This window comes from Bacillus sp. EAC, from assembly GCF_002156875.1.
GTDB lineage: Bacteria > Bacillota > Bacilli > Bacillales > Bacillaceae_G > Gottfriedia.
Genome location: NZ_NCSY01000001.1, coordinates 576610 through 592441, shown reverse-complemented (window position 1 = coordinate 592441; position 15832 = coordinate 576610). Strand labels below are relative to the sequence as shown.

Here is a 15832-nt window from a genome sequence, read left to right as displayed (position 1 = left end):
AATTTCCCTGCTAAATGGCAGGGTATTTTCATCTTTTAATGTTTGGAAGGAGGATTCTTCTTGAGTAAGAAGGTCACAGAGGTTGTAACAGAATTAGCACAACCAATAATTGAAGAACTAGGATTAGAATTAGTTGACGTCGAATACGTAAAAGAAGGAAAAGACTGGTTCCTTCGAGTATTTATAGATAATGAGGCTGGAATTGATTTGGAGCAATGTGCTGCAGTTAGTGAAAGACTTAGTGAAATCTTAGATGAAAAAGATCCGATTGAAAATCTGTACTTTTTAGATGTGTCCTCTCCAGGTGCAGAGCGACCATTAAAGAAAGAACAAGATTTCTTAAAAGCAATTGGCAAGCAAGTTAATATCAAAACATATGAACCGATTCAAGATGAGAAAAAGTTTGAAGGTAAATTATTAGCTTATTCTTCTGAAGAAGTTCAACTAGAATTAACTATTAAAACAAGAAAAAAAATTATTACAATTCCAACACAAAAAATTGCAAGTGCAAGACTTGCTGTTACGTTTTTCTAAGTAGGGGGTACTTTTAATGAGTTCGGAGTTATTAACAGCATTGGAAATAATTGAAAAAGAAAAGGGAATTAGTAAGGATGTCGTGATTGAAGCGATTGAAGCAGCTTTAATTTCAGCATACAAACGTAATTTCAATCAAGCACAAAACGTTAGAGTTGATTTTAACCTACATAATGGGTCAATTCGTGTTTTTGCAAGAAAAGAAGTAGTAAGTAATGTGTTTGATACTCGTTTAGAAATTACTGTTGATGAAGCACGTAAACATAATCCAAACTATATTGTTGGTGACGTGATTGAATTAGAAGTAACGCCAAAAGATTTTGGTCGAGTTGCAGCGACAACTGCTAAACAAGTAGTAACACAAAGAGTTCGTGAAGCAGAACGTGGTGTAATCTACTCGGAATACATTGATCGTCAAGAGGATATGATGACTGGTACAGTTCAACGTATCGATTCGCGTGCTATTTATGTTAATTTAGGTAAAATAGAAGCAGTTCTTCCTGTTACGGAGCAAATCCCTACAGAGAAATACAAAATTCATGATCGCATAAAAGTATTTGTTACGAAGGTTGAGAAAACCTCTAAAGGACCTCAAATATTTGTTTCACGTACTCATCCTGGATTATTAAAGCGCTTATTTGAAACAGAAGTACCTGAAATTTATGATGGTATTGTTGAAATTCGTTCTGTTGCTCGTGAAGCAGGAGATCGTTCTAAAATTTCTGTTTATACAAGTAATCCTGACTTAGATCCAGTAGGTGCTTGTGTTGGTCAAAAAGGACAACGTGTTCAAACAATTGTAAACGAATTAAAAGGTGAGAAAATTGACATCGTTCGTTGGTCTTCTGATCCTGTTGAGTTTGTTGCAAATGGTTTAAGTCCTTCTCAAGTTATTCGAGTTCTTGTTAACGAAGAAGAGAAAGCAACAACTGTAGTTGTACCAGATCACCAGCTTTCACTTGCTATTGGTAAGAGAGGTCAAAATGCACGTTTAGCTGCACGTTTAACTGGTTGGAAAATTGATATTAAATCCCAATCTGACGCGGATAAATTAGGTATTGATTATAAATCTGCGATTCAAGTCAATGCTACTAATGATGATTTTGATGCTTACGCTGAAGACTTTAATGAGGAGTGAGCCAACTCATGAATCGAAAAATTCCATTACGTAAGTGTGTAGTTACACAAGAAATGAAACCAAAAAAAGAATTAATACGTATTGTTCGTTCTAAAGAAGGTGAAGTATCCATCGACCCGACTGGTAAAAAATCAGGTCGTGGTGCATACTTAACAAAGTCAGCTGAAGTAGTTAAACTTGCTCAGCAAAAAAATACATTAGAACAACAATTAAATGCTAAAATCGATTCTAGTTTATATGATGAACTTTTAGCATTTATTGAGAAGGAAAAAGCATGATTGATAAAGGATTATCTCTGTTAGGACTTGCAGCTAGAGCTCGTAAAGTGGTTTCAGGCGAGGAGTTAGTTGTGAAAGAGGTTCAGCAAAATAGAGCCAAATTAGTCATTTTATCAAAAGATGCTTCTGATTTAACAGCAAAAAAAATAAAAGATAAGACAACTTTTTATAAGACACCACTTTGTTTTGTTGATAATCGATATGATTTAGGGCACGCGATTGGGAAAGAAGCTCGCGTGGTCGTTGCAATTACTGATAAAGGATTTGCAACAAAACTTCAGACATTATTAAATTAATGGACTAATCTGGGGGTGAACGTATGACGAAAATGAGAATTTATGAGTATGCTAAAAAGCAAAATGTTTCAAGTAAAGAAATTATTGAAAGACTCAAGGATTTAAAAATAGAAGTGAAAAATCATATGGCCACAATTGCAGAAGAAATAGTTGAAAAGTTAAATATAAGCTTTCAACCTAAACCTATTGAGGTAAAACAACCCCAAAAATCATCATCAAAACCTTCTATTAAGGTAATTCCTGCATTTAATGTAGAAACAAGTGATGAGCTTGATTTTGAAGTAGACTACCAACTAGAAGAAGAAACAAAAGTAAAGTCAAAAAAGAATAGTAATAAAAAGAAAAAGACTGATAGCCTAAAGCAAAGCAGTCAAGTTGAAGATCGACAAACGAATGGGAATAAGAAAGGCAACCAAAATATGAATCATAAAAACAACTCAACTGAGAACACATCAAATAAAATTATCTTTTCAGGCTCAATGAAAGTATCAGAGCTTGCAAAAAAATTAGGTAAAGAACCATCTGAATTAATTAAAAAATTATTTATGCTTGGAATCATGGCAACTATTAACCAAGATCTTGATAAAGACACTATCGAATTACTTGCGAGTGATTATGGTGTTGAAGTTGAGGAAGAAGTAATTGTTGATGAAAATGATTTCGAGAACTTTATTGATGAAGCTGATGATGAGGCACAATTAATAGAACGTCCTCCAGTTGTAACAATTATGGGTCACGTTGACCATGGTAAAACAACTTTACTTGATTACATTCGTAACTCAAAAGTAACAGCTGGTGAAGCTGGTGGGATCACTCAACATATTGGTGCGTACCAAGTTGATATTGAAGGAAAGAAAATTACTTTCTTAGATACACCAGGACATGCTGCATTTACAACAATGCGTGCACGTGGAGCTCAAGTTACTGATATTACAATTATTGTTGTTGCAGCTGATGATGGTGTAATGCCACAAACTGTAGAAGCAATTAATCATGCTAAAGCGGCAGAAGTACCAATCATTATTGCTGTGAATAAAATGGATAAAGAAGCTGCAAATCCAGACCGTGTAATGCAGGAATTAACTGAGTATGGTTTAGTTTCTGAAGCATGGGGAGGAGACACAATTTTTGTTCCAATTTCAGCATTAAATGGTGATGGTGTAGATCAATTACTTGAAATGATCTTACTTGTAAGTGAAGTGGAAGAGTACAAAGCAAATCCTTCACGTCATGCACTTGGTACAGTTATTGAAGCTGAGTTAGATAAAGGTAAAGGTTCTGTAGCAACACTTTTAGTACAAAACGGTACATTAAAAGTTGGAGATCCAATTGTAGTAGGTACTTCATTTGGTCGCGTACGTGCGATGGTGAATGATCTAGGTCGCCGTATTAAAGAAGCTGGTCCTTCAATGCCTGTTGAGATTACAGGATTAAATGAGGTTCCTCAAGCTGGAGATCGCTTTATGGTATTCTCTGATGAAAAACGTGCTCGTCAAGTCGGGGAAGCACGTGCTTCTAAAGCTGTGGTTCTACAACGTAGCGAAAGCTCAAAATTATCTCTTGAAGACTTATTTGCTCAAATTCAAGAAGGTAATGTAAAGGATATTAATATCATTGTAAAAGCAGACGTACAAGGTTCAGTAGAAGCAATGGCTGCTTCACTTCAAAAAATTGAAGTTGAAGGTGTGAAAGTTAAGATTATCCACACTGGTGCTGGAGCAATTTCAGAATCAGACGTAATTTTAGCATCTGCTTCAAATGCGATTATCATTGGTTTCAACGTACGTCCTGATGTAAATGCAAAACGTACAGCTGACCTTGAAAATGTAGATATTCGTTTACACCGTATTATTTACAAAGCAATTGAAGAAATTGAAGCTGCGATGAAAGGTATGTTAGACCCTGAATTTGAAGAAAAAGTGATCGGTCAAGCAGAAGTTCGTCAAGTATTCAAAGTATCAAAAGTTGGTACAATTGCAGGATGTTATGTAATTGACGGTAAAATTTCTCGTGACAGCGGAGTTCGCTTAATCCGTAACGGAATCGTAGTATTTGAAGGTCAACTAGACACACTTAAACGATTCAAAGACGATGTGAAAGAAGTTGCAACAAACTACGAATGTGGTATCACAATCGAAAAATATAACGACATTAAAGAAGGCGACATTATCGAAGCCTACGTAATGGAAGAAATTAAACGATAATAACGAAAAGTGGAAAAAGCTTGTTCAGCTCTGAAGGGAATATCTCCGACTACTTGAAGAAGTGGCGGTTTTCCACTTCGAAAGTTGTTGGAATATTACCGAAGAGCTAGCTTTTGGAACTAGACAGTTCATTTGCAAATATACTGGACAATTCTAACAGTCAAATTGTTACAGTATAATAAATAATATTTGTACAATTAGTTAAACTAATCGTATGGAAGCACGAAATGTTTTGCTTTGTAAGATAGAGGTGAAAGTATGAAGGTTAGAGCACACCGTGTAGGGGAACAAATGAAGAAAGAACTTGGTGAAATTATAGGTAGAAAGATTAAAGATCCAAGAATTGGCTTCGTGACTGTAACTGATGTTCAAGTTACGGGTGACCTACAACAAGCTAAAGTCTATATTTCAGTATTAGGTGACGATGAACAACGTCAAAAGACATTAATTGGATTAGCTAAAGCAAAAGGATTTATTCGTTCAGAAATTGGTCAGCGAATTCGTTTACGTAAAACGCCAGAATTAATTTTTGAATTTGATGAATCAGTAGATTATGGTAATCGAATCGAATCTTTACTAACTCAAATTAATAAAGAAAATAATTAATAACTGATAATGAAATGGATAGGCGATTTTTCGTCTATCCATTTTTCTGCAATTGATAAAATTATGATTAATAAGGTGATAAACATGAATGGTGTAATAGCATTAAACAAACCGACTGGACTCACATCTCATGATTGTGTTTTTAAGATTAGAAAAATCCTTAAAACGAAAAAGGTTGGCCATACAGGCACGCTTGATCCAGAAGTTACCGGTGTTTTACCAATATGTGTTGGTGAGGCTACAAAGTTAATACCTTACTTAACAGATGATCGGAAAAAATATGTTGGAGAAATAACTTTAGGCTTTTCTACAACAACTGAAGATGCTCATGGTGAGGTAATTGAACAAAAAAAAGTTGAACGAATTATTTCTCGTGATGAAATATTAAATGTATTAAGCCAACTAACAGGTGAGATTAGCCAGACGCCACCAATGTACTCGGCTGTTAAGGTGAATGGGAAAAAGCTATACGAATATGCAAGAGCTGGAATTGAAGTAGAGCGTCCAACAAGAACCGTAACAATTTATGAAATAAATTTACTTGATGATCGAGAAACGTTCGAAGGTGAAACAATTTCCTTTAGATTTGAAGTATTCTGTAGTAAGGGTACATATATTCGAACGTTAGCAGTTCAAATGGGTGAAATGTTAGGTTTTCCAGCTCATATGTCTTATTTAACAAGAACGAAAGCTGGTTCATTTTCAATTAGTGATTGTGTCACTTTTGAGGAGTTAGAAGAAAAACTTGAACAAGGAAATATAAATCAGGTGATGCTTTCAATGGAACAAGCACTTAATGAATATCCTCGATTAACTGTTAGTGCAGAGGATGAAGCAAAAGTATTTAATGGCAGTTTCTTTCCAAATCATATGAATTGTAAAGAAGGCGAATTTATTGCTGTGTATAACGAAAATAATCGAATCATTGCGATGTATACTCCAAATCCGAAAAATAATCATGTCATCAAACCAACTAGAGTGTTTCATAACCAATAGAAAAAACTATATAATTTTTATCCATTGTTCTATAATGGGAAAAGAGACTTGATTATAGAAAAGGTGATAAAGATGACAAAAATAATAAAAATCACCCATCCTCATTCAATACAAAAAGTAGATTGCAAAGAAACGGTCTTAGCACTTGGCTTTTTTGATGGTGTACATAAAGGCCACCAACAAGTCATTAAAACTGCAAAAGAAATTGCGGATGATAAAGGATTATTATTATCGGTTATGACATTTGATCCGCATCCATCTGCTATTCTTGGAAATCGTGATGAAACAATTTCCTATTTGACGCCTTTGGAACTAAAAGTGAAGTGGATGGAAAAACTTGGAGTAGATCAATTATTTATTGTTCAATTTACAGAGGAGTTTGCAAATCTCTTACCACAAGAATTTGTCGATCAATATATTATCGCTTTAAATGTGAAACATGTTGTAGCTGGCTTTGATTTTTCATTCGGTAAATACGGAAAAGGAACGATGGAATCGTTACCTTTCCACTCTAGAAAAGAGTTTACACAAACTACAGTTTCTAAATTTGATCTAGATGATGAGAAAGTAAGTTCATCGCGCATACGCGAAGCAATTAAGGCAGGAGAGATGGATGAAGCAACTCATTTGCTTGGCCGTCCTTATCAAATAAAAGGCACAGTTGTAGATGGTGATAAGCGTGGCAGAACGATTGGCTTCCCTACTGCTAACATATCTGTATCGGTTCCTTATGCATTACCATCAGTTGGTGTTTATGCTGTAAAATGTATTGTAAATGGTGAAGTTTACGATGGAATGTGTAATATCGGTTATAAACCAACTTTTTATCATGAATTCCAAAAACAAACCATCGAAGTAAATATCTTTGATTTTGATGAAAATATTTATGGAAATGAAGTTGATATTTTTTGGTTTACTAGAATTCGTGATGAAAAGAAATTTAATGGGATTAACGAATTAATTGAACAACTTCAAAAAGACCGCGAAACGGTAAAGAGTTATTTTGGAGCTAACTAAGTAGAGTACTTGCTTTTATTACTAAAACATAGTACACTTAACAACGTATTTGAAAAACCGTTGCTTGGCTAATCGATTCACCGACGACTGCTAGGTGATAGGTGTTCAACAATAATTATATGAGGTGAAAAAACATGGCATTAACTCAAGAACGTAAAAACGAAATTATCAGCACTTACAAAACTCATGCGAACGATACTGGTTCTCCAGAAGTTCAAATCGCAGTTTTAACAGAAAACATTAACTCTTTAAATGGGCACTTACGTACTCACAAAAAAGATCACCACTCTCGTCGTGGTTTATTAAAAATGGTTGGTAAGCGTCGTAACTTACTTAACTACTTACGTAACAAAGATATTACTCGTTACCGTGAATTAATTACTAAATTAGGTTTACGTCGTTAATTTCGAGTATCAATTGTATACTACTAGAAAAAAGCGGGATTCTTCCCGCTTTTTCTTATACATATGGTTACTTTTAATAAGGTCAATCGAATTTTACTATTAATAAATTTTTTTAATCTCTTCACGTTGGTTGATTTCTTTACTAAACATGGGAGATAATAGACAATATAATGATTTTTTACATAATTTCTCATTCAAAACAATGAATTGTAATTTAGAGAGGGGTATTTATACCATATGGAACAACAAAAGCACGTTTTTTCCACAGAGCTTGCAGGGAAAACACTTACAGTCGAAGTAGGTCAACTAGCAAAGCAAGCGAATGGAGCAGTATTAGTTAGATATGGTGATACAGTCGTACTATCAACTGTAACAGCATCAAAAGAACCAAAAAATCTTAGCTTTTTCCCATTAACTGTAAACTATGAAGAGCGTTTATATGCAGTAGGTAAGATTCCTGGTGGTTTTATTAAACGTGAAGGAAGACCAAGTGAAAAGGCAATTTTAGCAAGTCGTTTAATTGACCGTCCAATTCGTCCACTATTTGCTGATGGATTCCGTAATGAAGTACAAGTAATCAGCATGGTAATGAGTGTTGACCAAAACTATTCTTCAGAAATGGCAGCAATGTTCGGTAGTTCATTAGCCCTTTCGGTATCAGATATTCCTTTTAATGGACCAATAGCTGGAGCTGTAATAGGTCGTATTAATGGTGAATTTATTATTAATCCATCTGTTGAACAAGCAGAAAACAGTGACATTAACTTAACTGTAGCAGGGACAAAAGATGCTATAAACATGGTAGAAGCTAGTGCTAATGAAGTGCCTGAAGATGTGATGTTAGAAGCAATTATGTTTGGACATGAAGAAATTAAAAAATTAATTGCTTTCCAAGAAGAAATTGTTGCTAAAGTAGGAAAAGAAAAAACTGAAGTTAAACTACATCAATTAGATTCAGATATAGAAAAACAAGTTCGTGACTATTGTGAAACAGAATTAAATTCAGCAATTCAAGTACATGAAAAGCATGCACGTGAAGAAGCAATTACAGAAGTGAAAAATCGTGTAATTGCTCAGTTTGAAGAAAATGAAGCAGATGAACAAACAATTGGACAAGTAAAAGAAATTCTTTCTAAACTTGTAAAAGAAGAAGTTCGTCGTTTAATTACAGTAGAAAAAGTGCGTCCTGATGGAAGAAAATTAGATGAAATACGTCCTTTATCTTCACAGGTAGGACTATTACCACGTACACATGGTTCTGGACTATTTACACGAGGACAAACTCAAGCCTTAAGTATCTGTACTTTAGGAGCACTAGGTGATGTACAGATTCTTGATGGATTAGGAATTGAAGAATCAAAACGTTTCATGCATCACTATAATTTCCCGTTATTTAGTGTCGGGGAAACTGGACCAATTCGTGGACCAGGACGTCGTGAAATTGGACATGGTGCTTTAGGTGAAAAAGCTCTTGAGCCAAGTCTTCCTGATCAAAAAGATTTCCCTTATACAATCCGTCTAGTATCTGAGGTTCTTGAATCAAATGGTTCTACATCACAAGCAAGTATCTGTGCTAGTACTTTAGCAATGATGGATGCTGGTGTACCGATTAAATCACCTGTAGCAGGTATTGCGATGGGTCTAATTAAATCTGGTGAACATTATTCAGTTTTAACTGACATTCAAGGAATGGAAGATCATTTAGGAGATATGGATTTTAAAGTTGCTGGTACAGCTAAAGGTGTTACAGCTCTTCAAATGGATATTAAAATTGAAGGTTTATCAAGAGAAATTCTAAAAGAAGCATTAGAACAAGCAAAAATAGGACGTATGCAAATTCTTGAATCTATGATTGCTACAATTAGTGAGCCAAGAAAAGATTTATCTGAATTTGCACCTAAAATCTTAATGATGACAATAAAACCAGATAAAATTAAAGATGTTATTGGACCTGGTGGAAAACAAATTAATAAAATCATTGAAGAAACTGGCGTGAAAATTGATATCGAACAAGATGGAACAGTATTCATTTCATCTGTTAATCAACCAATGAATGATCGTGCAAAACAAATTATTGAAGATCTTGTTCGCGAAGTCGAAGTTGGACAATTATATATGGGTAAAGTAAAACGAATTGAGAAATTCGGAGCATTTGTTGAAATTTTTGCAGGTAAAGATGGTTTAGTTCACATTTCTGAGCTTGCTGAAGAGCGTGTAGGAAAAGTTGAAGATGTAATCGCAATTGGCGATGAATTCCTTGTAAAGGTAACAGAAATCGATAAGCAAGGACGAGTAAACTTATCCCGCAAAGCAGTATTAAAAGAGCAAAAAGAAAAAGCTGAACAACAATAATATTTCGATTAGCTCCAACAAGCATATTCATTTACATTTTATTGTAAACGTAGAATTTGTTTGTTACTTAAAAGAAGCTATGCAACGTAACTAAACATCGTATTAAATAAAAAAGTCAGGTATAAATAGGAAAATTCCTATGATTGCCTGGCTTTTTTTTGGTTAAACTAACTTTATCATTAAACTTCTATAGATTTGCAATGTGTTAATATTTTGTAGAAAGCTTGTTCTATTTAGATTTAAAAAATCATATTCCTCTAGTAGGAGGGTGTCCGGAAAATGAGTCATAATCGTAGAAATCAATTAAAAACCATTGCTTTATTGATGGCATTAATAATCGCTGTATTCGTCGTTAATAATCAATACACTAATCGTTTTATATCAGGTATTACTGAGTCTACTTCAGTAGCATCTGGTAAAACTGACCCATTATATGAAGAAATTAAAATGAAAGCCACTTCATATGAAATAGCTCCTAAAGATGCTTATATTGATAAGGTGTGGAAAGCAATCCCTGGATACAATGGGTTAAATGTAGATATTGAAAGTTCATATAAGAAAATGAAAAAACAAGGGAAGTTTAATGAAAAAAAACTTGTTTTTAAGGAAGTCTCTCCTAAGGTTCATTTAAAAGATTTACAACCATCACCTGTTTATAAAGGGAACCCTGATAAACCGATGGTAGCATTTACGATCAACGTTGCATGGGGGAATGAATATATTCCACGTATGCTTGAGGTATTAAAGAAACATAATGCGCAAGCGACTTTCTTTTTAGAAGGTAGATGGGTGAAAAATAATCCAACAGTTGCTCAGTTAATTTCAGCAGCAAATCAAGAAATTGGCAATCATTCTTATACACATCCAGATATGGCAAGACTCGGTACAGATGCGATAAGCAATGAAATCCAAAAAACAAACTCTATCATATTAGCAACAACTGATAAAAAAGTAGAATGGTTCGCACCTCCTAGCGGTAGTTTTCGAGATGAGGTAATAAAAATCGTTTCAAATTTAGGATTAAGTACAATTATGTGGACTGCTGATACAATTGATTGGCAAAAACCTCCTAAAGAAGTAATAATTAATCGAGTAATGAAAAAAGTGGAAAACGGGACAATTGTACTAATGCATCCGACAGCACCTACTTCAGAAGCACTTGATGAACTACTAACTAAGATAGAAGCATCTGGTCGTAAGGTCGTTAACATTTCAACCTTATTAGACGAAAAAAGGTACGATACAATTAAAAAAGTTGAAAACAAATGACAATTGATTTCACCTTTGTTAAGATGATTGTAAAATAAAGTAAATTTTTCAATCTTATTACAATTGTAAAAAGATGGTTCATACATAGGAGGCAGTACATGATTGTTAGACATACTTGTAAAAATGGTGTAAGAATTGTTTTAGAAAATATTCCAACAGTTCGCTCAGTAGCGATTGGTGTTTGGATAAAAACAGGTTCAAGTAATGAAACACCCGAATTAAATGGTGTATCACATTTTCTTGAGCATATGTTTTTCAAGGGTACAAAAACACGTAATGCAAAAGAAATTGCAGAAAGCTTTGATTCAATTGGTGGTCAAGTAAATGCATTTACATCAAAAGAATACACATGCTATTATGCGAAAGTATTAGACACACATGCAGACTATGCATTAGATGTTTTAGGCGACATGTTCTTTAATTCACTATTTGATGAAGGTGAATTAGAAAAAGAAAAAAATGTAGTACTTGAAGAAATAAAAATGTATGATGATACTCCAGATGATTTAGTACATGACTTACTAAGTAATATAATGTATGAAAAGCATCCGCTAGGATATCCAATATTGGGAACGGAAGATACGTTAAAAACGTTTAATAGCGAAACATTACGTCAGTATATGAATGATTTTTATACGCCTGATCAAGTAGTCGTTTCGATTGCAGGAAATATAGATGATAAATTCATTCAAAGAGTAGAGCAATTATTTGGAAGCTATGAAGGGAAAAAGAAAGAAATTAGCTTTGGTATTCCTACGCTACACTTTGGAAATATTGCTCGTAAAAAAGAAACGGAACAAGCTCATCTTTGTGTAGGTTATCGAGGACTTGAATTAGGACATGATGATTTATATTCTTTGATTACGTTAAACAATATACTTGGTGGCAGTATGAGTAGCCGTCTATTCCAGGATGTACGCGAGCAAAAAGGTCTCGCATACTCAGTGTTCTCCTATCATTCAGCATACCAAGACAGCGGTATGGTAGCCATTTACGCCGGTACTGGTAAAAACCAAGTAAATCAATTATTTGAAACAATCCAAGATACTTTGAATACATTAAAAGTAGATGGCATTACAGAAAAAGAACTAAAGAATTGCAAAGAACAACTTAAAGGTAATTTAATGCTAGGGTTAGAAAGTACAAATAGTCGAATGAGCAGAAATGGAAAAAATGAATTAATGCTCGGAGAACATCGTACGTTAGACGATATCATTCAATTAATTGATGGTGTATCCATGAAAAATGTAAATGATATTGCACGTTTCGTATTTACAGATGATTATGCTGTATCATTAGTAAGCCCTGATGGAGTAATCCCGTCAAACATCAAATAATTTAAACAAAGAGGAACCTTCAATAGAAGTTGAGGTTTCCTCTTTTTTATTTTTAATAAAGAACTTTCACCAATGCAATAGATAATTCATAAGATATTTAGGAGAAAGATGTTAGGCGGTAGTCCTGCTTATAGATATTAATTTTCCATTTACCATAGTGAAGTAAAGAAGGTGAATGCTGCATGTTAACTGGCTTGCATATAGCTGTGATCGGTGGGGATGCCAGACAGCTGGAAGTTATTCGTAAGTTAACAGAGTTAGATGCTAAAGTAACATTAATTGGTTTTGAACAATTAGATAGTGGTTTCACAAGCGCATCAAAAGAATTAATTGCAGATGCAAGTTTTGAAGAACTGGATGCGATTTTATTACCAGTTCCAGGGACAAATAATGAAGGAGTCGTCGATACAATATTTTCAAACGAAAAAGTCGTTTTGACGAAAGAATTATTAGAAAGAACACCAGAACATTGTATAATCTACTCTGGAATTAGTAATTCTTACTTGGATGGAATCATTGCAGCATCAAATCGAAAGTTAGTTAAGTTGTTTGAAAGAGATGATGTAGCGATTTATAACAGTATTCCAACTGTTGAGGGAACAATCATGATGGTTATTCAACATACGGAATACACGATTCATAATTCCAAAGTTGCAGTACTAGGATTAGGTCGCACCGGTATGAGTGTTGCTCGAACATTTCATAATTTAGGTGCAAAAGTAAAAGTAGGGGCTCGTAGATCAGAACATATCGCTCGTATTGTAGAGATGGGTGTTGAAGCATTTGAATTTAAGAATATTGAAGATGCTTTAAAAGATGTTGATGTTGTCATTAACACAGTTCCAACTCTTATCGTTACTGCAAGTGTAATCTCGAAATTACAATCACATGCACTTATAATTGATTTAGCATCAAAACCTGGTGGAACGGATTTTCGTTATGCTGAAAAGAGAGGTATAAAAGCATTATTAGCACCAGGATTACCAGGAATAGTTGCTCCTAAAACGGCTGGTCAAATTATTGCCAATGTACTAACGCAACTTCTAAAGGAAGAATTAGATAAAAGAAAGGAGCAACCGAAATGACTTTAAAAGGGAAAAAAATTGGTTTTGGAATAACAGGATCACATTGTACGTATGAAGAGGTCGTGCCTCAAATACAAAAACTTGTTGATGATGGAGCAGATGTCTATCCAGTCGTGACGTTTACGGTGAAAAGTACAACAACTAGATTTGGTGTAGGTGAAGACTGGATTGAAAAAATTGAAGAAATCACTGGTCGTAAAACAGTTGATTCAATCGTTGGGGCAGAACCATTTGGGCCTAAAGTTCAATTAGACTGTATGGTTATCGCACCATTAACAGGTAATTCGATGAGTAAATTTGCAAATGCACAAACTGATAGTCCAGTTCTAATGGCAGCAAAAGCAACATTAAGAAACGGCAAGCCAATTGTATTAGGTATTTCGACAAATGATGCTTTAGGTTTAAATGGAACAAATTTAATGTGGCTAAGAGGGTAATACCAGAGCCGAGCCGAATTAATTAATGAGTTTTGGATATAGAGTTAATTGGAACTCATCGAGTTTTTGATTGGGATCCTTTTTGTATTCAACTTTATATAGTACGGACTTTAACAGACGATTTTTTAATTCAATATTACTTGTTTGATGATATAAATCTAATACACTCTCGAGTTTAGGTATGATGAGTGCATTAACAAGTTCATGCTCTTCATAGTTTTTAATTTCATCTATGATAGATAGCATTGTGCTATTAAGTTCAATTATCCGATTTTCAAGCTCTTGTGATCTTTCTAGGAAGGTATTTTCATCATAGACTCCTCTTTCAAGTAAATCAAATAGCTTTGTTTTTTGTTTAATGGATTCGCTTAATTCATTTTCAAAATTTTTCAATGCTTGTTTTTTAAGTTTAATGATTTCATTATCTTCAATAACTGATTGGTTTGTAAACGATAATTTGAAATCTCCCAACCAATTAGATAAACCTGCGAGTAGTTTTTGTTCAATTAAATGAGTATAAGAAGATTTAGTATTACATTGATTATTTGTACAAACGATTTGTCTCGGTTTATTTTTTGGATAACGCTGTTGTAATTTTGAACCACACTTACTGCAAAAAATAAGTCCAGCGAGTTGATTACTTAATTTAGTGTTATAAGGAACATGATATCTACTTTTTAAAATATCTTGTGCTTTACTAAAAAGTTCGTTATTAATTATGGCTTTGTGCTTTCCATCGATTACAAGCCATTCATGTCTAGGTTTTCTGATTCCACCATGTGATTTCTTGTTCCAAGTTACTTTGCCTGTATAAGTTGGATTTTTAATCATTTCTAAAATTGAATGATAACTCCATTTCTTACCCGTTAAAGAAAGGATACTCATTTCATTTAATCGATTCGCTATTTCATTAGCACCAATTAACTCTTTTGTATACCACTCAAAAATACATCGAACAACTTTAGCCTGTTCCTCATTAATCGATAATGATCGATATTCTTTTGTTTCGAATAAATCATATCCATAAGGTGCATAAGTCCCGATGTAATTTCCACGTTCAACTGATAAAATTCTACCTCGTTGAAGACGCCTTGTTATAATTTTTAATTCCTTTCTCGCCATAAATGCCTCAAACTCACTATATTCTTCATCAAATTCATCATGGAGATCATATGTCTTTCTAGGTGTAATAATTTTTGTTTTTGCCGTTTTAAACGTCTCCAAAATGATACCTTGCTCTTTCATATTCCCACGTCCAAGACGATCCATATCCATGACAAGAACACCATCATATTTTAATTCTTCAATTTCTTGTAAAAGCTTTAACATTTCTGGTCGATATACTAAAGATTCGCCGGATGCAATTTCTTGACGAATACACACAATATTTAAGTCTTTATCTTTTGCAAATTTTAAGAGCTGTTCTTTATGCTTTGACAGCGTTTCCCCTTCACCACGAGCTTCTGCATCTAAATCGGCACGACTCTTACGAAGATATAGTGCAATTTTCTCCATAAAACCACCTCATATTATATATATTTGCAGAAATTTAATATTAGTAGCCTTTTGTCACTTAGACATTCTGGTTGTACTAATTAAATACAATATTTACTTGGTTAGTCCTATAGTAAGAAAATCATATAATTTAACATGGGGGTGGTGATATTGGAGAATCAGGCAGAATTTGCTGCAACCTATCATTTTGGAAAAACAACTGTCAATATAATAACACCCAAAAATGTAACCGAAGAAATAAAACAAAAAGTACTAGATGAAATACACACGATTGGATGGAAGATTATAAGAGACGAAATGAAAAAAAAAATGGAGGAACATTTTAAGGATTAATAAGAAAAATCGGAAAAAGACTTCAAATTAT

Annotated in this window: 15 protein-coding genes and 1 pseudogene; 15 read left to right on the top strand and 1 reads right to left on the bottom strand. The window is 33.9% G+C overall.

The annotated features are described in order from the left end of the window. The first annotated feature begins 60 nt into the window (after positions 1-60). From rimP to dpaB, 14 genes and pseudogenes are all read left to right on the top strand, one after another. The gene (gene rimP, locus B7R65_RS02650) at positions 61-534 is read left to right on the top strand and encodes a ribosome maturation factor RimP (protein ID WP_088041192.1); all 474 of its coding nucleotides are present in this window, start codon (positions 61-63) and stop codon (positions 532-534) included. 16 nt (positions 535-550) lie between these two features. Next, positions 551-1672 carry a transcription termination factor NusA gene (nusA, locus tag B7R65_RS02645; protein ID WP_088041191.1) on the top strand — a complete coding sequence of 374 codons (1122 nt, stop codon included), beginning with the start codon at positions 551-553 and terminating at the stop codon, positions 1670-1672. Between the two features lie 8 nt (positions 1673-1680). Beyond that, positions 1681-1950: an RNase P modulator RnpM gene (gene rnpM, locus B7R65_RS02640; RefSeq protein ID WP_088041190.1), complete on the top strand. Its 270-nt coding sequence runs from the start codon at positions 1681-1683 to the stop codon at positions 1948-1950. After that, positions 1947-2246, top strand: a complete 300-nt coding sequence (locus B7R65_RS02635) for a YlxQ family RNA-binding protein (RefSeq protein ID WP_088041189.1) — start codon at positions 1947-1949, stop codon at positions 2244-2246. Before rnpM ends, B7R65_RS02635 begins: the two co-directional genes overlap by 4 nt. A 23-nt stretch (positions 2247-2269) precedes the next feature. After that, the gene (gene infB, locus B7R65_RS02630) at positions 2270-4450 is read left to right on the top strand and encodes a translation initiation factor IF-2 (RefSeq protein WP_088041188.1); all 2181 of its coding nucleotides are present in this window, start codon (positions 2270-2272) and stop codon (positions 4448-4450) included. Positions 4451-4708: 258 nt separating this feature from the next. After that, complete coding sequence (rbfA, locus tag B7R65_RS02625; RefSeq protein WP_088041187.1) at positions 4709-5056, top strand: 30S ribosome-binding factor RbfA; 348 nt, start codon at positions 4709-4711, stop codon at positions 5054-5056. An 84-nt stretch (positions 5057-5140) separates the two neighbouring features. After that, positions 5141-6052 (top strand): tRNA pseudouridine(55) synthase TruB, encoded by a 912-nt coding sequence (gene truB, locus B7R65_RS02620; RefSeq protein ID WP_088041186.1) that lies wholly within the window; start codon positions 5141-5143, stop codon positions 6050-6052. A gap of 72 nt (positions 6053-6124) precedes the next feature. Beyond that, positions 6125-7069, top strand: coding sequence for a bifunctional riboflavin kinase/FAD synthetase (gene ribF / locus B7R65_RS02615; RefSeq protein ID WP_088041185.1), 945 nt, complete (start codon positions 6125-6127; stop codon positions 7067-7069). A gap of 134 nt (positions 7070-7203) precedes the next feature. Then, positions 7204-7473 carry a 30S ribosomal protein S15 gene (rpsO, locus tag B7R65_RS02610; RefSeq protein WP_087998503.1) on the top strand — a complete coding sequence of 90 codons (270 nt, stop codon included), beginning with the start codon at positions 7204-7206 and terminating at the stop codon, positions 7471-7473. A gap of 237 nt (positions 7474-7710) precedes the next feature. Continuing rightward, positions 7711-9825: a polyribonucleotide nucleotidyltransferase gene (pnp, locus tag B7R65_RS02605; protein ID WP_088041184.1), complete on the top strand. Its 2115-nt coding sequence runs from the start codon at positions 7711-7713 to the stop codon at positions 9823-9825. Between the two features lie 279 nt (positions 9826-10104). Further along, the gene (locus tag B7R65_RS02600) at positions 10105-11094 is read left to right on the top strand and encodes a polysaccharide deacetylase family protein (RefSeq protein ID WP_256941127.1); all 990 of its coding nucleotides are present in this window, start codon (positions 10105-10107) and stop codon (positions 11092-11094) included. Positions 11095-11192: 98 nt separating this feature from the next. Then, complete coding sequence (locus tag B7R65_RS02595) at positions 11193-12431, top strand: M16 family metallopeptidase (RefSeq protein WP_088041183.1); 1239 nt, start codon at positions 11193-11195, stop codon at positions 12429-12431. 182 nt (positions 12432-12613) lie between these two features. Next, positions 12614-13516 (top strand): dipicolinic acid synthetase subunit A, encoded by a 903-nt coding sequence (gene dpaA / locus B7R65_RS02590; protein ID WP_088041182.1) that lies wholly within the window; start codon positions 12614-12616, stop codon positions 13514-13516. Next, a pseudogene (gene dpaB / locus B7R65_RS02585) lies at positions 13513-13944 on the top strand (dipicolinate synthase subunit B); the annotation flags it as partial. The gene dpaA and the pseudogene dpaB, both read left to right, overlap by 4 nt. A 27-nt stretch (positions 13945-13971) precedes the next feature. Here the strand turns inward: dpaB and B7R65_RS02580 are convergent. Further along, positions 13972-15468: a recombinase family protein gene (locus B7R65_RS02580; protein WP_088041180.1), complete on the bottom strand. Its 1497-nt coding sequence runs from the start codon at positions 15466-15468 to the stop codon at positions 13972-13974. 150 nt (positions 15469-15618) lie between these two features. Between B7R65_RS02580 and B7R65_RS02575 the strand changes: the two genes are divergently transcribed. After that, positions 15619-15801, top strand: coding sequence for a hypothetical protein (locus tag B7R65_RS02575; protein WP_088041179.1), 183 nt, complete (start codon positions 15619-15621; stop codon positions 15799-15801). The last annotated feature ends 31 nt before the right edge of the window (positions 15802-15832 follow it).

Bases quoted from the DNA above. Each gene is read 5' to 3' on its own strand.
- nusA (WP_088041191.1), top strand. From the start codon at position 551: ATGAGTTCGGAGTTATTAACAGCATTGGAAATAATTGAAAAAGAAAAG.
- rnpM (WP_088041190.1), top strand. From the start codon at position 1,681: ATGAATCGAAAAATTCCATTACGTAAGTGTGTAGTTACACAAGAAATG.
- B7R65_RS02635 (WP_088041189.1), top strand. From the start codon at position 1,947: ATGATTGATAAAGGATTATCTCTGTTAGGACTTGCAGCTAGAGCTCGT.
- infB (WP_088041188.1), top strand. From the start codon at position 2,270: ATGACGAAAATGAGAATTTATGAGTATGCTAAAAAGCAAAATGTTTCA.
- rbfA (WP_088041187.1), top strand. From the start codon at position 4,709: ATGAAGGTTAGAGCACACCGTGTAGGGGAACAAATGAAGAAAGAACTT.
- truB (WP_088041186.1), top strand. From the start codon at position 5,141: ATGAATGGTGTAATAGCATTAAACAAACCGACTGGACTCACATCTCAT.
- ribF (WP_088041185.1), top strand. From the start codon at position 6,125: ATGACAAAAATAATAAAAATCACCCATCCTCATTCAATACAAAAAGTA.
- rpsO (WP_087998503.1), top strand. From the start codon at position 7,204: ATGGCATTAACTCAAGAACGTAAAAACGAAATTATCAGCACTTACAAA.
- pnp (WP_088041184.1), top strand. From the start codon at position 7,711: ATGGAACAACAAAAGCACGTTTTTTCCACAGAGCTTGCAGGGAAAACA.
- B7R65_RS02600 (WP_256941127.1), top strand. From the start codon at position 10,105: ATGAGTCATAATCGTAGAAATCAATTAAAAACCATTGCTTTATTGATG.
- B7R65_RS02595 (WP_088041183.1), top strand. From the start codon at position 11,193: ATGATTGTTAGACATACTTGTAAAAATGGTGTAAGAATTGTTTTAGAA.
- dpaA (WP_088041182.1), top strand. From the start codon at position 12,614: ATGTTAACTGGCTTGCATATAGCTGTGATCGGTGGGGATGCCAGACAG.
- B7R65_RS02580 (WP_088041180.1), bottom strand. From the start codon at position 15,468: ATGGAGAAAATTGCACTATATCTTCGTAAGAGTCGTGCCGATTTAGAT.